The sequence below is a fragment of the Xanthobacter sp. 126 genome (genome assembly GCF_000526175.1).
Classification (GTDB): Bacteria; Pseudomonadota; Alphaproteobacteria; order Rhizobiales; family Xanthobacteraceae; genus Xanthobacter; species Xanthobacter aminoxidans.
The window spans coordinates 4,159,913-4,181,688 of record NZ_JAFO01000001.1 but is presented as its reverse complement, the minus strand read 5'-3'; the positions used below and the strand labels follow the sequence as shown (position 1 = coordinate 4,181,688).

Sequence of the window (21,776 nt, the reverse complement as noted above, 5' to 3'; positions counted from 1 at the left end):
CCTCGAACATGAGGCAGCGCCCATGATTTCGCGCTTTTTCATCGAGCGGCCGGTCCTCTCGAACGTCCTCGCGCTGGTGTTCGTGCTGATCGGCCTCGTCTCGCTGATCCGCCTGCCGGTGTCGCAATATCCGAACATCGTGCCGCCCACCGTGTCGGTCACGACCTCCTACCCGGGCGCGTCCGCCAAGACGATGATCGACACCGTGGCCCTGCCCATCGAGCAGCAGGTCAACGGCGTCGAGGGCATGATCTACATGCAGTCGTGGTCGGCGTCGGATGGCACCTACACGCTGGTCGTGTCCTTCGCCATCGGAACCGATCCGAACATGGCGCAGGTGCTGGTGCAGAACCGCGTCAACATCGCCCTCGCCTCGCTGCCCACGGCGGTGCAGGCGCAGGGCGTGACCATCCTGCAGAAGGGCACCTCGATCCTCGAGTTCGTGACCCTGATCTCGCCGGACGGGCGCTATGACGGCCTGTTCCTGAACAACTACGCCATCATCAACATCCAGAACGAGCTGGAGCGGGTGGACGGCGTCGCCAACGTCGCGGTGTTCGGCGCCGGCACCTACGCCATGCGCGTGTGGATGGACCCTGACCGCATGCAGGCGTTCGGCCTGACCCCCACCGATGTCTCGAACGCCATCCAGAAGCAGAGCCAGATCGTCACGCCCGGACAGCTGGGCCTGCCGCCGGCACCGTCGAACGCGTCGTTCCAGTACACGGTGAACGTCTCCGGCCGCCTCGACGACGTGAAGGATTACGAGAACATCATCGTCAAGGTGGACAATTCCGACGGCGGCCGGATCGTGCGCATCCGCGACATCGGCCGCGTCGAGCTCGGCGCGCAGAGCTATTCCAAGGACTTCATGCAGGACAACAAGCCTGCGGCCGGCATCGGCATCTTCCAGCTTCCCGCGGCCAACGCGCTCGATGTGGCCAAGCGCGTGGCCGCGAAGATGGAAGACCTGAAGAAAAACTTCCCCGAAGGTCTCGACTACGCCATCCCCTTCGATACGACCCTGTTCGTGACCGCCTCCATCGATGAGGTGTGGAAGACCCTGTTCGAGGCGGCGATCCTCGTCCTCGTCGTCATCCTGCTGTTCCTGCAGGACTGGCGCGCGACGCTGGTGCCTGCCACGACCGTCCCGGTGACCATCATCGGCGCCTTCGCCGCCATGGATGCCATGGGGTTCACCATCAACCTCTCGACCCTGTTCGCGATCATCCTCGCCATCGGCATCGTGGTGGACGACGCCATCGTCATCGTGGAAGGCGTGGCCCGGCACATCGAGGAGGGCATGGCGGGACAGCCAGCGGCCGAGAAGGCCATGGACGAACTGTTCGGCCCGGTGGTGGGCATCACCCTCGTGCTGATGTCCGTGTTCCTGCCGGCCTCGTTCATTCCCGGCCTGTCAGGCCAGATGTTCAAGCAGTTCGCCCTCGTCATCGCGGCGACCGCCTTCATCTCGGCCATCAACGCGGCCACCCTGAAGCCGACCCAGTGCGCTCTCTGGCTGCGCCAGCCGGTGCCGCCGGAAAAGCGCAACTTCATCTATCGCGGCTTCAACGCCATCTACGGCAAGGCGGAGCACTGGTACACCGGCGTCATCAGCCGCATGGTGCACCATTCCAAGCTGATGGTGCTCATCGCCATCGCGCTCATGAGCGTCGCCGGCTACGGCCTCACCCGCATTCCCACGGCCTTCCTGCCCATTGAGGACCAGGGCTACTTCCTCGCCCACGTCCAGCTGCCGGACGCCTCGAACCTCAACCGCACCAAGAAGGTGATGGCGGATGTCTCCGAGCGCATCCGCAAGGTGCCGGGCGTGCAGACCGTGCTCGCCATCTCCGGCATCTCGGTGCTCGACAACTCCTCCACCCTGGCCAATGCCGGTGTCACCTACATCACCCTGACCCCCTGGGACGTGCGCTACGCCACCAAGGGGCAGGATCTGCTCTCGATGTACGAGAACCTGAACAAGGCGGTGGCGGGCGTCGAGGAGGCTGAGGTGGTCATCCTCGTGCCGCCGGCCATCCAGGGCATCGGCAACGCCGCCGGCTTCACCATGCAGCCGCAGATCCGCAACGGCAATTTCGACTACCAGCTGCTGGAGCAGATCACCTCGTCCATGGTGGACAAGGGGCGGGCGCAGTCGGCCCTTTCCCACGTGTCCTCGTCGTTCCGCGCCGGGGCGCCGCAGATCCAGGTGGACGTGAACCGCATCAAGGCGGAGACGCTGGGCATCACGGTGGGGCAGGTGTTCGACACCATCTCGGCCTATCTGGGTTCCACCTACGTCAACCAGATCAACAAGTTCGGCAACGTCTTCCAGGTCTATATCCAGGCCGACGCGGGCTTCCGCGTGACGCCGGCCGACCTGATGCAGCTGAAGGTGCGCTCGCCGACCCAGAACGCCATGATCCCCCTCGGGACCGTGGTGGACATCAAGATGACGCTGGGTCCGCCGCTGATCTCGCTCTACAATCTCTATCCCTCCTCCACCATCGTCGGCACCAACGCCGCGGGCTTCTCGTCGGGCCAGGCGCTGTCGCTGATGGAGCAGATCGCCGCCTCGACCCTGCCTCCGGGAACGGGCTTCGAGTGGACCGCCATGTCCTACCAGGAGAAGGCGGTCGGCAATCAGATCTACTACGTGTTCGGGCTCGCCATCCTGCTGGTCTACTTCGTGCTGGCCGGCCAGTATGAGAGCTGGATCCAGCCCATGTCGGTGATCCTCGCGGTGCCGCTGGCGCTGCTCGGCACCGTCAGCGCGCTGCTGGGCCTCGGGGTGGCGAACAACCTCTACACCCAGATCGGCCTCGTGCTGCTGATCGCGCTCGCCTCCAAGAACGCGATCCTCATCGTCGAGTATGCCCGCGAGAAACGGGCGGAGGGCATGGAGATCATGGATGCGGCGGTGGAGGCCTCGCGCCTCAGGTTCCGCCCCATCCTCATGACCTCCTTCGCCTTCATCCTCGGCGTGCTGCCGCTGGTGTTCGCCACCGGTGCCGGCGCCAACTCGCGCAAGTCCATCGGCATCGCGGTGGTGTCGGGCATGCTCGCCTCCACCTGCCTCGCCGTGCTGTTCGTGCCGTCCTTCTACACGGTGCTCCAGCGTTTCGAGGAAGGCCGCAAGGGCAAGAAGAAGTCCAGCGCCGGCCATGGCGCTGGAAATGCCCCGCCCGCGCCGCCGCCGGCCCCGGACGCCGGCGTGCCCCCGGCGCCCGCATCTGCCTGATCCGGGCGCGTGCGCATTGCCTCTTCCTTCGGCAACTGCCCTCGATCGGGGCGGTTGCCGCCGCAAAGTCGCGCTTCCGCCCCTTGTCCGGCTTGTCTAACCTTGACCGGAAACAGGAGCCGTTCCCCGACCGACTCTCGGACCCGCTGCCGAGCCCACCGCTGAACCCACAGTCGATCCTATCCCTGGGCTGTCGCCCGCAGGACCTGGTGCCCTAAATGTCGATCCTCGCGAGCCTGCATCACGTCACGAGCTACACCTACGACCACCCGGTCTCCATGGGGCCGCAGGTCATCCGGCTGCGGCCGGCACCGCACAGCCGCACCGACATTCCCGCCTATTCGCTGAAGATCTCGCCGGCTGACCACTTCATCAACTGGCAGCAGGATCCGTTCGGCAACTGGCTCGCCCGCATCGTGTTCCCGGAGCGGGTCACGGAGTTCAAGGTCGAGGTGGACCTCCTCGCCAAGCTCGATGTCATCAACCCCTTCGACTTCTTCGTCGAGGAATATGCCGAGAACTTCCCCTTCGAATATGCGCCCGCGCTCAAGGCGGAGCTGGCGCCCTATCTCGAGCTGGAGGATGAGGGCGCCCTGTTCGCCGACTATCTCGCCTCCGTCCCGCGCGAGAAGACCCGCATCGTCGACTTCCTGGTTCACCTCAACCAGCGCCTCCAGGGCGAGGTCGGCTATGTGATCCGCATGGAGCCGGGCGTGCAGACGCCCGACGAGACGCTGAGCCGCAAGCTCGGCTCGTGCCGCGACACCGGCTGGCTGCTGGTGCAGATCCTGCGCCACCTCGGCCTCGCCGCCCGCTTCGTCTCTGGCTATCTGATCCAGCTCAAGCCCGACGTGGCGGCCCTCGACGGCCCCTCGGGCACCGACGTGGACTTCACCGACCTGCACGCCTGGTGCGAGGTGTTCGTGCCCGGTGCCGGCTGGATCGGCCTCGACCCCACCTCGGGCCTGCTCTGCGGCGAAGGCCACATCCCGCTGGCGGCCACCCCGCACTACAGCTCCGCCGCGCCCATCACCGGCTACGTGAACGAGAAGGCCGAGGTCGAGTTCGGCTTCGAGATGAACGTGGTCCGCGTCGCCGAGGCGCCGCGCGTCACGCTGCCCTTCTCGGACGAGACCTGGGCCGCCCTCGACCAGCTCGGCCACAAGGTGGACGAGGACCTCAAGGCCGGCGACGTGCGCCTCACCATGGGTGGCGAGCCCACCTTCGTCTCCATCGACGACTACCAGTCGCCCGAGTGGAACACCGAGGCGCTCGGCCCGCACAAGCGCGAGCGCGCCGACGACCTGATCCGCCGCCTGCGCCGCCGCTTCGAGACCGAAGGCGTGCTGCATTACGGCCAGGGCAAGTGGTATCCCGGCGAGACGCTGCCGCGCTGGTCCTTCGACCTGTTCTGGCGCAAGGACGGCCAGCCCATCTGGCAGCGCGAGGACCTGATCGCCGACGAGAAGGTCAATTACGGCGTCACCCCGGCCGATGCGGAGCGCTTCTGCAAGGCGGTCGCCGAGAAGCTTGCCGTGGGCACTGAGTTCGTCCAGCAGGCGTTCGAGGACAACATCTATTACATGTGGAAGGAGCAGAACCTTCCCGAGAACATCGCCCCCGGCGATCCGCGCATGGCGGACGAGGTGCAGCGGCGCATGCTGGCGCGCACCTTCAACCAGGGCCTCGGTACGGCCACCGGCTCGGTGCTGCCGCTGCGCCGCGTCTGGACCCCCGCCGGTCCGGCGTGGCGCTCGGAGGAATGGACCTACCGCCGCCAGTTCCTGTTCCTGATTCCCGGCGAGAGCCCCATGGGCTACCGCCTGCCGCTGGAATCGCTGCAGTATCTGGCGCCCACGCGCTACCCCTACATCGTCGAGGCCGACCCCTTCGAGCCGCGCGACCCGCTGCCCGACGCCGCCGATTTCGCCGCCCGCTACGCGTCAGGGCAGGGCGGCCCCGGCGCGGGTTCGGAAGGCACCGATGCCGGCACCCCCGGCGGGCCGGGCGGCATGCCGCGCCATTCCATCGCTCCGCGCACCGAGGCCTACGGCGTCGGTGAACGGGCGCAGGAGCTGGCGCGCGAATATCTCGCCAAGTACGACACCCAGATCTTCACCGCCGACACCCGCACCGCGCTATGCGTCGAGCCGCGCAACGGCCGCCTGTGCGTGTTCCTGCCGCCGGTGGAGATCCTGGAGGACTATCTCGACCTCGTCGCCGCCCTAGAGCAGGTGGCCATCGAGCTGAACACGCCCATCCACATGGAGGGCTATCCGCCGCCCTTCGACTACCGCCTCAACCTCATCCGCATCGCCCCCGATCCGGGCGTGCTGGAGGTGAACGTCCACCCGTCCGCCAGCTGGGCCGGCTGCGTGGAGATCACCCGCATCCTCTATGAGGAAGCGCGTCTCGCCCGTCTCGGCACCGAGAAGTTCATGGTGGACGGGCGGCACACCGGCACCGGCGGCGGCAACCACGTGGTGGTGGGCGGCTCCACCCCCGCCGACAGCCCCTTTCTGCGCCGGCCGGACCTGCTGAAGAGCCTGCTGCTCTACTGGCAGCGCCATCCCTGCCTGTCCTACTTCTTCTCCGGCCTGTTCATCGGTCCCACCTCCCAGCATCCGCGGGTGGACGAGGCGCGGCACGACAGCCTTTATGAACTGGAGATCGCCTTCTCCAAGTTCCCGGCGCCCGGGCAGGGCGAGCCTCCGGCCCCGTGGCTGGTGGACCGGCTGCTGCGCAACCTGCTGGTGGACGTCACCGGCAACACCCACCGCACCGAAATCTCCATCGACAAGCTCTATTCGCCGGATGGTCCCACCGGCCGGCTGGGCCTCGTGGAGTTCCGCTGCTTCGAGATGCCGCCGGACTGGCGCATGAGCCTTGCCCAGCAGCTGATGCTGCGGGCCCTCATCGCGCGGCTGTGGAACAAGCCGGTGCACGGCCACTGCACCCGCTGGGGCACCATCCTCAACGACCGTTTCATGCTGCCGCATTATGTCTGGCAGGACTTCCTCGACGTGGTGGAAGACCTCTCCGACGCCGGCTACCAGATCGATCCCGAGTGGTTCCGCGCCCAGTTCGAGTTCCGCTTCCCCGCCTTCGGCAAGGTCCAGCAGGCGGGCGTGGACATCGAGGTGCGGCAGGCGCTGGAATGCTGGCACGTGCTCGGCGAGGAAGGCGTCACCGGCGGCACGGCCCGCTACGTGGACTCCTCCGTGGAGCGCCTGCAGGTGAAGGTGGAGGGCTTCAACCCCTCGCGCCACATCCTCACCTGCAACGGCCGCAAGATGCCGCTGGCCCCCACGGGCCGCAATGGCACCTATGTCGCGGGCGTGCGCTACAAGGCGTGGCAGCCGTGGTCGGGCCTGCACCCGACCATCCCGGTGCACACGCCGCTCACGTTCGATCTCGTGGACACCTGGAGCGAGCGGTCGCGGGGCGGTTGCCTCTATTACGTCTCCCATCCGGGCGGGCGGAACTACGATACCTTCCCGGTGAACTCTTATGAGGCGGAGGCGCGGCGCCTCGCCCGCTTCCAGACCTTTGGCCACACCCCCGGCACCCTCGACGTGGTGCTGGAGACGGCGCCGGACGAGTTCCCGACCACCCTCGACCTCAGGCGCCCGGCAAGCGCCTGATCGACAACCATCCCCGAGGCGCCGTCGCGGACCAGTCCCGCGGCGGGCGCAGGCTGGAAGCGCTCGGAAGAGGGGTGCATCTGGCGCCGCCACGGTCATAATGGAGAACCCGGACCCACCGGGCGCAGGAAGATGACACGCGGGCAGGGGTGCCCGCGGAAGGGGTGATCGTGTCGGGGGCGGAGCAGCGGAGCGAGGTATTCGAGCGGGCCGCGGCGGAAAGCCTGATCGGCGGCTACCGCACCCTTCCGGCCACCCGCGACGAGATGATGGATGCGGACGGCCAGCCGCGCCGTCACTGGCAGCCCTTCCTCGCCGCACTGGCCGAGCTTGGCCCCGAGGAATTGCGTCGGCGGTTCTCCGCCGCGGACCGTTATCTCCGGGACAGCGGCGTCTTCTATCGCGTCTATGATGACGCTGGGGGCGGCGAGCGGCCGTGGTCGCTCAGCCACATGCCCCTCATCATCGGCAATTCGGACTGGGAAGCCCTCTCCGCCGGCCTCATCGAGCGCGCCGAGCTGCTGGAAGAGGTGCTTCAGGACCTCTATGGCGACGCCCATCTGGTCGCCGATGGCGATCTGCCGGCGGCAGCCGTGGCCGGCAGTCCGGAATTCCTGCGTCCGCTGGTGGGCGTGCGTCCCGAGGGCGGGCGCTTCCTGCGGGTCTATGCGGCCGACGTGGGCCGTGGCCCGGACGGGCGCTGGTGGGTGCTCGCCGACCGAACCCAGGCGCCATCCGGCGCCGGCTATGCGCTGGAGAACCGCCTCGCCTCCACCCGCGCGCTGCCGGACGTCTCGCGCAACCTGAACATGAAGCGCGTCGCCGCCTTCTTCCAGGCGCTGCGCACTTCGCTGATGAAGCTCGACCGGTCGGGGGAGGGCCGCATCGGCCTCCTCACCCCCGGGCCGCTGAACGAGACCTATTTCGAACACGCGCTGCTCGCCCGCTATCTCGGCTTCCTGCTGGTGGAGGGCGAGGACCTCACCGTGCGGGGCGATACGCTGCATGTGCGCACCGTGGCGGGCCTCAGGCGCATTGACGTGCTGCTGCGCCGCCTCGATTCCGATTTCGCCGATCCGCTGGAATTGAACGCCGGCTCGCGCCTCGGCGTGCCGGGTCTCGTCCAGTCAGTCCGCATGGGCGGCGTGGCGATGGCCAATGCGCTGGGCACCGGCATCATCGAGGCGCCGGCGCTGCTCGCCTTCCTGCCGCGCATCGCCACCCGGCTCACCGGGCGGCCGCTCAGCCTCCCGCATGTGGCCACATGGTGGTGCGGCCAGCCGGCCGAGCGGGCGCAGGTGATGGAGCATCTGGACGAACTGGTCATCTCCTCCGCCTTCGGCCGGGCGCTGCCGGGCCTGCCGGATGGCGGATCGGTGCTGGGGGCGGACCTGACCCAGGCCGACCGGCGGCGCCTCTCCACCCTGCTCGCCCGGCGCGGGGCGGACGTGGTGGGACAGGACATCGCCCGCCTCTCCACCACGCCGGTGTGGACCGGGGAAAAGCTGACCCCCCGCCCGTTCATGCTGCGGGTGTTCCTCACCGCCACCGAAAAGGGCTGGTCGGTTATGCCGGGCGGCTTCTGCCGCATCTCCTCGGCCGCCGATGCCCGCGCCGTCTCCATGCAGAAGGGCGACCGCTCGGCGGACGTGTGGGTGCTGGCGGACGGCGAGGTGGCTGACACCACGCTTCTGCCGAGCCCGGACAATGTGAAGGTCCGCCGCTCGTCCGGCACCCTGCCGAGCCGAGCCGCCGACAATCTGTTCTGGCTCGGCCGCTATGTGGAACGGGCCGAGGCGACGCTGCGCCTCTCCCGCGTGCTGGTGGGCCGCCTCGCCGAGAGCGGCGACACCGGCACCAGCCCGCTGGTGTCACGCCTGCTGGGCCTGCTCGGGGCGTGGGGCGCCATGCCGCGCGATCTCGCCCGCGCCACGCCCACCCGCTATGCCGTGGCCGTGCTCACCCGCCGCGACGTGCCCGGCGCGCTGCCGCAGCTGGTGCAGGCGGCGCGTTCGGCGGCTTCCGTCATCCGCGACCGCTTCTCGCCGGATGCGTGGCGCGCGCTGGTGGATCTCGAGACCTGCGTCTCCCAGCCGGTCCCCGCCGCCCCCTCCGAAGCCGATGTGGCGGAGCGGGCGGACGCGGCATTGCGCATCATCGCCGCCTTCTCGGGCCTCGCCTCGGAGAACATGAACCGGCTCACCGGCTGGCGCTTCCTGGAGATCGGCCGGCGCACGGAGCGCGCCATCGGCACCCTGCGCTTCGCCCGCACCTTCGGCGAGATCGGCGCCCCGCAGGGCTCGCTCGACGCGCTGCTGCAGGTGGCGGACAGCCTCATCACCTACCGCACGCGCTATGTGATGATGGAGGCCCGCGGGCCGGTGCTCGACCTCGTGCTGCTGGACCCGGACAATCCGCGCTCGGTGGCCTTCCAGGTGCACCGCATGGCGAACCATCTGAAGGTGCTCCCCGGCCGCGACCAGGATGCGCCGCCGCCCTTGTGGGAGCGCATCGTCGCCCGCATGCAGGCGGAGCTGGCCGCCAGCACGGCCGAGAGCTTCGAGCCGCAATGGTTCGACGCCATGGAGAAGATGCTGATGCAGCTCTCCGACGAGGTGTCGTCGCACTACTTCCTCCAGGGACATTCCCCGGAGATGACGCTGACCTTCGGCATGTGAGGCGATATCCAATGCTCTATGATATTCGCCAGACCACCACCTACAGCTATCAGGTGCCGGTGCGCGTGGTGCGGCAGGTGCTGCGGATGACGCCGGTGGACCGCTTCGGCCATCAGCACGTCATCGCCCACATCCTCGATGTGGACCCCGAGCCGGCGGAGCTGGAGCAGGGCACCGATTTCTTCGGCAACGGCCTGACCTGGCTCACCATCGACCAGCCGCACGGCCATCTCTCCATCACCACCCGCAGCCGGGTGGACGTGACCTCGACGCCACTGCCGGACCCGGCGACGACCCCGCTGGTGGACGAGGTGCGCGCCGCCGCGCTGGAGGAGATGGACCTCGGGCCGGACGCGGCCGCCCACGGCCTGTTCCCGAGCCGGGCGGTGCCCATCGACAACGAGATCACCGACTGGACGGCGACCAGCTTCCGCGGCGACCGCCCCGTGCTGGAAGCGGCGCTGGAGCTGATGCACCGGGTGCATGACGAATTCACCTACGAGCCGGGCGCCACCATCGTCACCACCTCGCCCCACGAGGCCTTCGCGGCAAAGGCGGGCGTGTGCCAGGATTTCGCGCAGGTGATGATCGCCGGCCTGCGCGGGCTCGGCCTGCCGGCGCGCTACGTTTCCGGCTATCTGCGCACCATCCCGCCCGAGGGCCAGCCGCGGCTGGAGGGGGCGGATGCGACCCACGCCTGGGCCGAGGTGTGGTGCGGGCCGGCCTTCGGCTGGATCGGGCTCGACCCCACCAACGCCATCCCGGCGGGGGACGACCACATCATCCTCGCCGTGGGGCGCGACTATGCGGATGTCTCGCCGGTGGACGGGGTGATCGTCTCCTCCGGCGACCACATCCTCGCCGTGGGCGTGGACGTGGTGCCGGTGCAGGGACGATAGGGTCGCGGGGCGTCAGCGGCCCTTTCCCGTTACGTCGGCCGCCTCAGCGGCCTTTGCCCATCACGAGGTCGGGGAAGCCGGTGGCGATCTGCGGGAACAGGCAGAGCAGGATCACCGCCAGCAGCATCAGCAGCACGAAGGGCACCGTGCCCCAGATCACGTCCTTCAGCGGGATGTCGGGCGCGATGTTCTTGATGACGAAGATGTTGAGCCCCACCGGCGGGTGGATGAGCCCCATCTCCATGACGATGGTCATCACCACGCCGAACCAGATCAGGTCGAAGCCGGCCGCCTTCAGCGGCGGCAGGATGATCGGCGCGGTCATCAGGATGATGGACACCGGCGGCAGGAAGAAGCCCAGCACCACCACCAGCACCAGGATGGTGGCAAGCAGCAGCCATTTGGACAAATTGAGCGCCACGATCGCCTGCGCCGCTGCCTGGCTGATGTGCAGGTAGCTCATGACGTAGGAATAGAGCAGGGACATGCCGATGATCATCATCAGCATGGTGGATTCGCGGATGGTCGAGGTGAGGATGGGCGACAGCTCCTTCGGCGTCCAAACGCCGTAGATCAAAGCGATGAGCGCCAGCGCCAGCACGCCGCCGAGGCCCGCAGTCTCCGAGGGGGTCGCATAGCCGCCATAAAGCGCCACCATCACGCCGGTGAGCAGCACCACGAAGGGCAGCACCCGGGGCAGGGCGGCGAAGCGGTCGCGCAACGTGAGATTTTCCTCGTGCAGCAAGGCGGAGGGCGCCCCGGTCTCCGCATAGGCCTTCTTCGCCGCCGCATATTCCTGCCGGAAGCGCACCATGGCGTAGCCGGCGAACAGCGTCACCAGTAGCAGCCCCGGCCCCAGACCGGCGAGGAACAGGCGGCCCAGCGACTGCTCGGCCGCCACCGCATAGAGGATCATGGTGATGGACGGGGGCAGCAGGATGCCGAGCGTGCCGCCGGCTGCGATCAGCCCGGCGGCGAAGGCGCCGGAATAGCCGCGCTTGCGCATCTCCGGAATGCCGGCCGAGCCGATGGCCGAGCAGGTGGCGGGCGAGGAGCCGGCCATGGCGGCGAACAGGGCGCAGGCGAACACGTTGGCGATGCCGAGGCCGCCGGGGATCTTGTGCATCCAGGCGTGCAGCGCCGAATAGAGGTCCTGCCCCGCCCGCGACTTGCCGATGGCCGCCCCCTTCAGGATGAAGAGCGGGATCGACAGGAGGGTGATGGAGGCCATCTCCTCGTAGACGTTCTGCGTCACCGTATCGAGGGAGGCGGCCGGCATGAAGCCGACCATGAACAGCACCGCAACCGCGCCCAGCGCAAAGGCGATGGGCATGCCGAGGAACATGGTGCCGAGGGTGGCCCCGCCATAGAGGAGGCCGACGAGAGCCGTGCTCATCGTTCCACCCTTTCCAGAAGTCCGGCGAGAACCTGAATGAGGATCTGCAGCGAGAGCAGGCCCATGCCGGCGGTCATCACGCCGTAGGGGATGGAGAGGGGCGGCGCCCAGGTGGAGGAGGTCACCTGCCCGTCCACCCACGCCTCGTGCCACAGGGTGAAGGATTTCCAGGTGAAGAAGGCGCAGAAGGCGAAACTGAACAGATCCACCACGAACTGCCGCACCCGGTTCAGGCCCGGCGGCAGCATGTGGGCGAGGGCATCGATGGCCACATGGCCGCGCTGGCTCTGCACGAAGGCGGCGGTCATGAAGGTGACGCCCACCAGCAGGAAGACGGAGGCCTCGTCCTGCCAATAGGTGGGCGCGTGGAAGAAGAAGCGCGACACCACGCTGTAGGAGAGGATGAGGCTCGCCGCCACGAGGGCGATCGAGCCGAGGGCGAGGATGAGCCGGTTGGCCCGCCTGAGCAGCCCGTGCGCCGCCGCCAGCAGGGGAGGGGCGTGAGTCGCCTCCGCCCGCGCGCCCGCGCCGTGGCCGAGATCGAGCCCGTGGCTCATGCCGGCACCTCCTGCGCGAGCTTCATGAGATTGGCGCAGCCGGCGGACTTGGCGGAATAGTCCTTCCACGCGGTGTCGCGGGCGATTGCGCGCCACTTCTCCACCGTCGCGGCGTCGAGATCGTGGATCTTGGCGCCGGCCTTGGCGAACACCTCGGCGACCTTGGTGTCGTCGGCCATGGCGCCGGCCTTGCCAAAGGCCTCTATCTCCAGACCCACGGCGGTCAGCACGTCCTGCTGCGCCTTGGGCAGCTTGTCGAACACCGCCTTGGAGATCAGCAACGGCTCCAGCATGAACCAGTAGGACTTGCCGCGCCCGGTGGTGAGCTGCTTCGCCAGCTCTTCCAGACGGAAGGAGATGAGGGAGGTGGAAGAGGTGATGCCGGCGTCGCACGCGCCCGTCTGCATGGCGACGTAAAGCTCGTTGGACGGCAGTGACAGCACGGCGGCGCCGGCGGCCTGCAGCACCATATCCATCTCGCGCGAGCCGCCGCGGATCTTCATGCCCTTGGCATCCTCGGGCGCGATGAGCGGCTTCTCGCGGCTGGCGACGCCGCCCGCCTGCCAGACCCAGGTGAGGATCTTGACGCCCTTGCCTTCGAGATATTCCGAGAACGCCTGCCCCACCGGCTTGGTGCGCCAGGCGAGACCCTGGTCGTAGGAGACCACCAACCCCGGCATGAGGCCGATGTTGCACTCCGGCGCCTCGCCGCCCGCGTATGAGATGGGATAGAGCGAGAGGTCGAGGGCGCCCTTGCGCAGGGCCGAGAACTGGGCGTTCGTCTTCATCAGGGACGAGCCGGGATAGACCTCGAAGGCCAGCTCCCCGTTGGTGCGCTTCGTCACCTCCGCCGCGAAACGGCGCACGAGCCGGTCGCGAAAGTCGCCCTCCTCGCCGGAGGAGGAGGGGAACTGATGGGAGATCTTGAGGGTCGTCGCCGCATGAGCGGTGCCGGTGAAGCGCAGCACGGCAGGCGCGGCCAGAGCGCCGGCGAGCACGAGGCGGCGGGAAACCGGGCGATGGATGAGGGAATGGTCGTTGGACATGCGTTTCCTCTCTTGGCCCGGTGGCTGTGGGCCTGTGGCGTTTCTTCCCGTTTCATGTGGCCGGCCCCGGTTGATCCGGGGTCCGGCAGGTCGACTTCATAATCCTTGAGGGACCAGATACTTGGCGGGGACTGGCCGGCGGCTGATTGGCGTTGCCGGCGGCGCGGTCCCTTGGGTCAGGCGACGTTACGATAGATGTCCTTGTAGGTGTCCCGAAGGATATTCTTCTGCACCTTGCCCATGGTGTTGCGCGGCAGCTCGGAGACGAAGAAGACGCGCTTCGGCTGCTTGAACTTGGCAAGACGATTTTCGAGGGCCCGGTGGATGGCCTCCTCCGTGAGGCTCGCATCCTTCTGGGCGACGATGACGGCGGTGACGCCCTCGCCGAAATCCGGGTGGGGCACGCCGATGACCGCGCTTTCCACGACGCCCGGGATGGCGTCGATCTCGCCTTCCACTTCCTTGGGATAGACGTTGAAGCCGCCGGTGATGACCAGATCCTTGCCGCGGCCGACGATGTGGACGTAGCCGGTCTCGTCGATCTTGCCGAGATCGCCGGTGATGAAGAAGCCGTCGCGGAATTCGGAGGCCGTTTTCTCCGGCATCCGCCAGTAGCCCTTGAACACGTTCGGGCCCTGGACCTCGATCATGCCGATCTCGCCGGTGGGGAGCACCGCGCCGGTCTCGGGATCCGTGACGCGCACGCTGATGCCGGGCAGGGGATAGCCCACCGTGCCGGCGATGCGCGCGCCGTCATAGGGGTTGGAGGTGTTCATCCCCGTCTCGGTCATGCCGTAGCGCTCGAGAATGGCGTGGCCGGTGCGCTCCTCGAAGGCGCGATGCGTTTCGGCCAGCAGCGGCGCGGAGCCGGAGACGAACAGGCGCATGCCCTTCGTCGCCTCGCGTGTGAGGCCCGGCTGGTCGAGGAGGCGGGTGTAGAAGGTGGGCACGCCCATGAGCGTCGTCACCTTGCCCGCCGCCATCAGCGCGATGGCCTCCTTCGGGTCGAATTTGGAGCGGAACTCCATGCTCGCGCCCGCCAGAAGCACGATGTTCGTGGCCACGAACAGGCCATGGGTGTGGAAGATGGGCAGCGCATGCAGCAGCACGTCGTCCGCTGTGAAGCGCCAGTAGTCCTTCAGCGCACTGGTGTTGGAGAGCAGGTTGTCGTGGGTGAGCATGGCGCCCTTGGCGCGGCCCGTGGTGCCCGAGGTATAGAGGATGCCGCCGAGATCGTCCGGCCCGCTCGCCACATCCGCGAACGTGTCGGGGAAGCCCGCGGCGGCCTCGGTCAGCGCCCCCTTGCCGTCGGTGCCCAGCGTCTCCACCGCGCCGACGCCGAGCCGGGCGGCCAGCGCCCGCGCGTCCTGTTCGATCTCCGGCCGGCACACGAACACGGTGGGCTCGGCATCGGAGAGGAAATATTCGACTTCGTTCAGCGTATAGGCCGTGTTGAGCGGCAGGTAGACCGCGCCCGCGCGGATCGCACCGAGATAGAGCGCGAGCGCGGGCCAGGATTTCTCCACCTGCACCGCCACCCGGTCGCCGGGCTTCACGCCGCGCGCCACCAGGAGGTTGGCGAGGCGGGCGGAAAGGGCGAGGGCGTCGCCATAGGTCTCCACCGTCCCGTCGATGAGGCGGGCGAGGGGCTTGTCCATCGCCGGGATGGCGGCGCGGATGGCGCTGAAGAGGTGGTTCTCGCTCATGTCTTCGTCTCGTTGGCGACAGTGCCTGTGGGGCGGCGGGCAGCTCAGGACACGGGCAGTTCAGGAAACCGGCCGTTCAGGACACCGGCAGGTCAGGACACCGGAACAAGCGCACGGGCGCCCGCATCCGCCCGCAGCAGCTTCTTCACCGCCGGGCTCGCGACCACCTCGCCCTTGCCGGCGAAGGTCTCGTGGTTCTTCTCGATGTCGGCGAGGACATAGCGGTAGTTCACCATGAGCCCCGCCGCCTGGGCGATGCCCTTGGGCGAGAGGTCGCCCATGGGATTGATCTTCTCCAGCCGCGCGCCGTTGCCGAGGTGGAAGCGGGCCACCGGGTCCACCGGCTTGCCCTTGGACGTGCGGGCGACGAGGAAGTAATAGGCCGCGGCGGCGCTCAGCACCGGTGTCAGGGCCTCGCGCACCTCCGCCTTCTCGGCCCAGTCCGGCGTATCGAGCGCCTTGAGGGTCTCCTTGTCGGCGGCGGTGAGGGCGGCCGGCGTCTCGGCCTTGCGCTCGCCGTCCAGCCACGCGCGGAAGCCGGGGACGGGGGAGAGGGTGACGAAGGTGGTGAGCGAGGGAATCTCGCGGGAAATCTCCTCCACTACCTGCTTGATGAGGAAATTGCCGAAGGAGACGCCACCGAGCCCGCGCTGGCAGTTGGAGATGGAATAGAAGACCGCCGTGGTGGCCTTCTCCGGCTCCAGCAGCTCGCGCGACTGGTCCAGCACCGGGGCGATGGCGCCGGGAATGTCCTTTGTGAGCGCCACTTCCACGAAGATCAGCGGCTCGTCCACCAGCGCCGGATGGAAGAAGGCGTAGCAACGCCGGTCCGGGCTGTCGACGCGGGCGCGCAGATCGTTCCAGTCGCGGATGGCGTGCACCGCCTCGTAGCGGATGATCTTCTCCAGCACGTTGGCGGGCGTCGACCAGTCGATGCGTCGCAGCACGAGGAACCCCCGGTTGAACCAGGACGAGAACAGGTGGCTGAAATCGCGATCCACGGCGGCGAGGTCGCGCCGGTGCACCATGGCGTCCATCAGGTGCTCGCGCATGCGGACGAGGGAGAGCGTCGCGCCGGCGGCCATGTTGAAGCGGCGGAACAGCTCCTGCCGGCGCGGCTCGCTGGCGAGGTGGAGTTCGGCCACAGCCGCATCCGACCCGGTGCGGCCATAGCTGGCGATGGCGGCATCAAGACGGGCGCGGTCCGGCCCGAAGGTCTCGGCGAGCGCCTCGAAGAAGGCGATGCGCTCGCCGGTCTTCATGCGGGCGTAGCGATCGAGAATGTCGGTAGCGAGGGCGACGCCCGAGGCTTCGCCGCGGCCGGAGAGAAGCTGCTCGCACCGCTCCACCAGCGTCGCCGCCTTGGTGGCGCCGGACGTGCGTGTGTTGCGGTCGAGCAGGGCACGGCCGCGATCCGCGATGGTGGTGAGAAGATCGCCGAAGAAGGACGTATTCGAACTCATCGCCGCACTCCACCAGCCCCGCTGCCGGATGTCCCTGCCATCATGGGACGGTGCCCGGTCCGCGAAGGCAAGCCCATGGGGACGGGTCGGGGCGTTCTCTTTCGGGTGATCCCGCCTTCGGTCTGGGGCGAAAATGGCGCTCCGGTATCAAGATGTGGCATCTTTCAGGATCCCCGCGGCGTCTTTGGCCAATAGAGATCAGATTGCATTTTTTGTCAACGATCATGTATGCAAGATTTTCTCTCTTGCATTGAATGATCGGACTCGGCTTTCTGATGACGGGGAGATCGCAAGGAGCGCCGTCGTGCGGGGAGAGCAGACGCCGAGGCTCAGGGAGGCGCTGGAGGACGATATCGTCGCCGGCCGGCTGAAGCCCGGGCAGCGGCTCGACGAGGTGGGCCTCGCCGAGCGGTTCGGCGTTTCGCGCACGCCCATCCGCGAGGCGCTGATCCAGCTCTCGTCATCGGGCTTGGTGGAGATCCGCCCCCGCCGCGGCGCCTTCGTGGTGCTGCTCGGCCCGCGCGAACTGATCGAATCCTTCGAGCTGATGGCCGAGATCGAGGCCTCCTGCGGCCGGCTCGCCGTGCAGCGCATGGGCCCCTCCGACCGCGAGGCGATCTCGGAGGCACACGAGACCTGCCGCATCGCCGCCGATGCCGGTGACGAGGAAGCCTATTATCCCGCCAATGCCCGTTTCCACGGCGCCATCTATGCCGCCACCGGCAACCGGGTTCTGGCGGGGGAGGCGCTGAGATTGCAGCGCGCCCTCCAGCCCTACCGTCGTCTTCAGCTGAAAGTGCCGCGGCGGGTGGAGGCGTCTTTCGCCGAGCACCAGGGCATCGTCGATGCACTCTTCGCCGGCGACGGCCCCCGCGCCGCCGAGCGCCTCAGGGCTCACGTGCTGGTCCAGGGCGAGCGTTTCATGACCCTCCTCGCCGCGCTCCAGGCCGAATCGGAGGCGCTGGAGGACGCGGGCTGATGGCTCCGGCGTGCGCCCCTCCGCGCCGCCTGAAGCGCCCCAGGTGCCTGCCCCACACCCCCGCCGAACCGGACCACCCGTTCTCCCGCAAGGCACGGGCATTCGCCGCAAGCCGCCGTGGACACGGCTCCATCCCCTGTTGCCGCGCCGCAAGCCTTCCGTTAAAAGGAACCCGCTCCTGCGCCACGCACCCGTAGCTCAGCTGGATAGAGCGCCGCCCTCCGAAGGCACGTGTCAAGCCGGCTGGTGCGAAAAGTGTGAAGAAAAGCGTTTTTGAATTCAATGACTTGCGAGCGTATCGCCGAGGGCTTCACTTTCGCAGGAAATCCGAGTAAGCACTGCGTAAGCAGCAGGCACCCGTAGCTCAGCTGGATAGAGCGCCGCCCTCCGAAGGCGGAGGCCACACGTTCGAATCGTGTCGGGTGCGCCATTGCAACTAAGAGTTGCTTTGGTGTTTGCGTGGCAGGCGCCCCGTTTTTGTCCTCGTGCTGGAAGCTGATTGGCACGCCTTGGCAGGGGCGTGGCGCGGATCGTTCCTGCATCCGAATCCCGTCTGCTCCAAATTCAATGGTCTATGAGATGCTCGGCTTGGCAATCCGTGCTGCCAGGGCCTCTGGTTTGTCATGAGGTCGGTAGACGCCGATGTCGTCCCTCCGCCACGATCAAGTCTTCGTTTAAAAGCCCTAGGATAGCCTCCGTCTTTCACCATGCGGCCCAGCCCTCGCCCTCACTTCTCGCTGCTTGTTCGCCGATCTGACAATCTCCGTGACGGATCCGACGTGCGAGAGAGGGCGCCATCCTGCCGATCTAAATGATGGGGCACAGCAACCGCAACCGCCGTCCCTGCTGCCGCTTTTAACGGGACTGCGCTTCAGGATTTGTTGAGCCCTAACGATCGGCCGAAGAGGGTAGCGCTGTTTGCAAGAGTCAAAGTGACCCTTGGCCGACCCTCGACTGCCCTGCAGCGACGTCCGCTTTGCGCCCCCATTGCTGACATTGAGCTGGGAACGGTCGCAGCCCAAAAGCGGACATCCGCGAGAAATGGTTCGCCGCCACCCTTTCGCCAGAAGCTAAAGTCGGCGGGTCGTCCACGAACGGACATTGGGCCGAGTAACTGAGCCCGTCCTGCCAAGGTTGCACGGCAACGCCGTTCCAACTGGCCTTCCTGCATACCTCATCGCATTCTGGTTCGCGCCGAGTCCTGGTCTTCCGCAGTATGACCAGCACTCAGCAAGAGCGGGGCTGCAGCGTCCTCAACTGGGCAGGCCAAATTGCTGGCGCAGAGCCTTGTCGAACAGCCGCGCGGGCATCAGGCGACGCAGCAGGCTAACCTGTTTCGCGACCTTGCCGACCGGGTAACGCAGGCTGTGGCGCGAAGCCGTGGCCGCCAGAAGTACCGCCTCTGCCACTTCTTCCGGCGTGACCGCCTTCGGCAACGACTTCCTGAGGAAGTCATGCACCCAGGCGCGGCCGCCATCATACTCCGCCTTCTTGGCGTCGGGCTCCAGCGCGCTCTGGTCGAAATTGCCGGTCACCGTTCCGGGCTCGATCAGGCAGACGCGGACATTGAAGGCGCGGACCTCGTGATCGAGCGACTCGGAATAGCCCTCAACAGCGAACTTGCTTCCGGCATAATGGGCCGAATACGGCGCGGGGATAAACCCCAGTGCGCTGCTGAGATTGATGATGCGGCCCTGCCCGCGCGCCCGCATTGACGGCAGCACCGCGTTGATGACACGGACAACGCCGAACAGATTGACGTCGTAAAGGCGCTGAACCTGCGCGGCCGAGGATTCCTCGGCGCCTCCGAACATGCCGACGCCGGCATTGTTGACGAGAACATCAATGCGCCCCGTGCGCGCGAGCACCTCCGACACGAGGGCGGCTACAGAGCTGTCATCCGTCACGTCGCAGGCCAGCATCGTGACCTGGCTCCGGGCGGTTCCGCCCGGTTTGCGGCTGGTGCCGAAGACGGTGAAGCCGGCCCGCGCCAGGGCCTCGGCGCTCGCACGGCCGATGCCGGATGATGCCCCCGTCACGAGAGCCGTTTTCAGAGATGTAGAGGACATAGCTGCTGATCCTGTTTGCTGGACGAGGGAACGGGTCCGCCATCGCGGCCCCAATATTCAACGCCGGCTGGCTCTGCGGCGGCGGCCGGAGCCAGGATGAGGGCGACGCCACCGTCACTTCAGCCGGACGACGACTTTGCCTTTGGACCGTCCGGTGTCGAGATAGGTCAGGGCTTCGTTGGTCGCTTCAAACGGGAAGACCCGGTCCATGATCGGGCGGATGATCCCGGCCTCGATCAGCGCCGTGACCTGGCTCAGTTGCCCGCCATCCGCCCGCATGAACAGGAAGGAGTAGTGGACACCCCGGGCTTTGGCCTTCCTGCGGATGCCGAAGCTCAGAAGGCGCATGAGCTGACTCAGCATCCAGTTCAGCCTCTGCTGCCGCGCGAAATCGGCGTCAGGTGGGCCGGAGATCGAAATCAGCTTCCCGCCGGGTTTCAGCACGCTCAGGGACTTCTTGAGCGTATCGCCGTCCAGGCTGTTCAGGACGACATCGTAGCCCGTCAGGACTTTCTCGAAGTTCTGCGTCTTGTAGTCGATCACGACATCGGCGCCGAGGTTTCGGACCAGACCGACATTGGCGGTGCTTGTGGTCGTCGCGACCGTCGCGCCGAGATGCTTGGCCAGTTGAATGGCGAATGTCCCAACGCCGCCCGAGCCCGCGTGGATGAGGATCTTCTGTCCCTTGCGCAAATCGGCGCGGTCGACCAGGGCCTGCCAGGCCGTCAGCCCGACCAGAGGGATGGACGCCGCTTCCTCCATGGTCAGGTTCTTCGGCTTCAGCGCGAGATCATCCTCATGGATGGAAATCCGCTCCGCGAAGGTTCCGACCCGGCCATCGCGCGGACGGGCATAGACCTCATCCCCCGCCTTGAAGCGGCGGGCCTTCGCGCCAACCCGCGCGACCCGTCCCGCCATGTCGTGTCCCAGCACGAAAGGCGGGCGATACGGAAGAAGGGGCTTGAAGGCGCCATCCCGGATCTTGGAATCCAGAGGGTTCAGCCCGGCGGCGTGAATCTCGACCAGGACATCCTCATCACCCAATGAGGGCTCCGGCCTTTCGCCAAAGCGCAGGATGCCGCTCTTTTTGTACTTGTCGAGGGTGAAGGCCTTCATGATGGTGTGCTTTCTGGTTTCCTGCGGATTGCCCGCCGCGGGTCGGAAGGACGGGACTGTTGCCGGCGCGCCGGGCCGTGGCGGGCAAAGGCTCAGTTGGCCGTCCGGTAGCGCGCGGCGGCGTGTTCCTGGCGTGTGTTCGGCAGCATGGCCTGACGCGCGGCCTGGAAGGCGTTCCACTGCTCCACATCCGGCAGCGGCGGGATCGTGACGGCCTCGCGGCGGTCGAACCCGATCATGGCCGCGTCGACCAGCTCATTGACGTCCATCACCCCGGCCATGGCGTCGACGTCCGCGCCGACGTGACCCCAGATCTCGGTACGCGTGGCGGCGGGAAGCACTGCCTGGACATAGACGCCCTTCGGGCCGAGCTCGAGGCTGAGCCCCTGCGACAGGAACAGCACGAAAGCCTTGGTGGCACCGTAGACGGTCATGGCGAATTCCGGCGCCAGCCCGACCACCGAGCCGATATTGACGATCGCGCCCGCGCCGGCCTGTGCCAGACGCGGCGCGATGGCACTAGCCAGCCGCAGGACGGCGGTGGTGTTGAGGGCGAGCAACTGCGCGACGGCGTCAGTGCTCTGCTCGATGAAGCTGCCCCCAATGGCCGTTCCGGCATTGTTGATGAGGATGCCGATGCGGGCGTCGTCGCGCAGGCGGGCCTCAACGACCGCGAGGTCGGCGGGCTGGGTCAGGTCAGCCGTGACGATCTCGATCGCCACGCCGGTCTCTTCACGCAGCCGAGCCGCCAGCGCCTCCATGCGCGCCGTGTTGCGGGCAACCAGCACCAGATCATGCCCACGGCGGGCGAAACGCTCGGCATAAGCCGCGCCGATGCCGGTCGAGGCGCCGGTCACGAGAACGGAGGGGTGTGCGGCCATGGGTTGCTCTCTCTTCAATTCGTGGGCATATACATGATGATCATCATGTTTGACCATAAATATGATGATCATCATGTAACTGTCAATGACGGGGGCGG

General features: G+C 67.3%; 13 protein-coding genes and 1 tRNA gene. 6 read left to right on the top strand and 8 right to left on the bottom strand.

Features of this window, described 5'->3' with window-relative positions:
- Positions 1–22 precede the first annotated feature (22 nt).
- From XAN126_RS0119815 to XAN126_RS0119800, 4 genes are all read left to right on the top strand, one after another.
- Positions 23–3,244: an efflux RND transporter permease subunit gene (locus XAN126_RS0119815; protein WP_024280303.1), complete on the top strand. Its 3,222-nt coding sequence runs from the start codon at positions 23–25 to the stop codon at positions 3,242–3,244.
- Positions 3,245–3,462: 218 nt separating this feature from the next.
- Positions 3,463–6,888 carry a transglutaminase family protein gene (locus tag XAN126_RS0119810; protein WP_024280302.1) on the top strand — a complete coding sequence of 1,142 codons (3,426 nt, stop codon included), beginning with the start codon at positions 3,463–3,465 and terminating at the stop codon, positions 6,886–6,888.
- A gap of 170 nt (positions 6,889–7,058) precedes the next feature.
- Positions 7,059–9,566, top strand: coding sequence for a circularly permuted type 2 ATP-grasp protein (locus XAN126_RS0119805; protein WP_029555240.1), 2,508 nt, complete (start codon positions 7,059–7,061; stop codon positions 9,564–9,566).
- A gap of 11 nt (positions 9,567–9,577) precedes the next feature.
- On the top strand, positions 9,578–10,465 hold the full coding sequence (locus XAN126_RS0119800; RefSeq protein WP_024280300.1) for a transglutaminase family protein: 888 nt from the start codon (positions 9,578–9,580) through the stop codon (positions 10,463–10,465).
- A gap of 43 nt (positions 10,466–10,508) precedes the next feature.
- Here the strand turns inward: XAN126_RS0119800 and XAN126_RS0119795 are convergent, their stop codons facing one another.
- The 5 genes from XAN126_RS0119795 to XAN126_RS0119775 all read right to left on the bottom strand — a co-directional run bounded on the left by XAN126_RS0119795 (position 10,509) and on the right by XAN126_RS0119775 (position 16,633).
- Entirely contained in the window at positions 10,509–11,861 is a 1,353-nt protein-coding gene (locus XAN126_RS0119795; RefSeq protein WP_024280299.1) for a TRAP transporter large permease, read from the bottom strand.
- Positions 11,858–12,418, bottom strand: a complete 561-nt coding sequence (locus tag XAN126_RS0119790; RefSeq protein ID WP_024280298.1) for a TRAP transporter small permease — start codon at positions 12,416–12,418, stop codon at positions 11,858–11,860. The genes XAN126_RS0119795 and XAN126_RS0119790 overlap by 4 nt, the downstream gene beginning before the upstream one ends.
- On the bottom strand, positions 12,415–13,464 hold the full coding sequence (dctP, locus tag XAN126_RS0119785; protein ID WP_024280297.1) for a TRAP transporter substrate-binding protein DctP: 1,050 nt from the start codon (positions 13,462–13,464) through the stop codon (positions 12,415–12,417). The genes XAN126_RS0119790 and dctP overlap by 4 nt, the downstream gene beginning before the upstream one ends.
- Before the next feature lie 176 nt (positions 13,465–13,640).
- Positions 13,641–15,170 carry a malonyl-CoA synthase gene (locus tag XAN126_RS0119780; protein WP_024280296.1) on the bottom strand — a complete coding sequence of 510 codons (1,530 nt, stop codon included), beginning with the start codon at positions 15,168–15,170 and terminating at the stop codon, positions 13,641–13,643.
- 92 nt (positions 15,171–15,262) lie between these two features.
- Entirely contained in the window at positions 15,263–16,633 is a 1,371-nt protein-coding gene (locus XAN126_RS0119775; RefSeq protein WP_024280295.1) for a malonyl-CoA decarboxylase, read from the bottom strand.
- A 304-nt stretch (positions 16,634–16,937) separates the two neighbouring features.
- Between XAN126_RS0119775 and XAN126_RS0119770 the strand changes: the two genes are divergently transcribed.
- Together XAN126_RS0119770 and XAN126_RS0119765 are read left to right on the top strand one after the other, a co-directional pair.
- A complete protein-coding gene (locus XAN126_RS0119770) occupies positions 16,938–17,612 on the top strand; it encodes a GntR family transcriptional regulator (protein ID WP_024280294.1) in 675 nt (224 codons plus the stop codon).
- A 353-nt stretch (positions 17,613–17,965) separates the two neighbouring features.
- A tRNA-Arg gene (locus XAN126_RS0119765) sits at positions 17,966–18,042 on the top strand.
- 823 nt (positions 18,043–18,865) lie between these two features.
- Here the strand turns inward: XAN126_RS0119765 and XAN126_RS0119760 are convergent.
- The 3 genes from XAN126_RS0119760 to XAN126_RS0119750 form a co-directional block, all read right to left on the bottom strand.
- A complete protein-coding gene (locus XAN126_RS0119760; RefSeq protein ID WP_024280293.1) occupies positions 18,866–19,681 on the bottom strand; it encodes an oxidoreductase in 816 nt (271 codons plus the stop codon).
- A gap of 114 nt (positions 19,682–19,795) precedes the next feature.
- A complete protein-coding gene (locus XAN126_RS0119755) occupies positions 19,796–20,797 on the bottom strand; it encodes an NADP-dependent oxidoreductase (RefSeq protein ID WP_024280292.1) in 1,002 nt (333 codons plus the stop codon).
- A 92-nt stretch (positions 20,798–20,889) separates the two neighbouring features.
- On the bottom strand, positions 20,890–21,678 hold the full coding sequence (locus tag XAN126_RS0119750) for an SDR family oxidoreductase (protein WP_024280291.1): 789 nt from the start codon (positions 21,676–21,678) through the stop codon (positions 20,890–20,892).
- Positions 21,679–21,776: the final 98 nt, after the last annotated feature.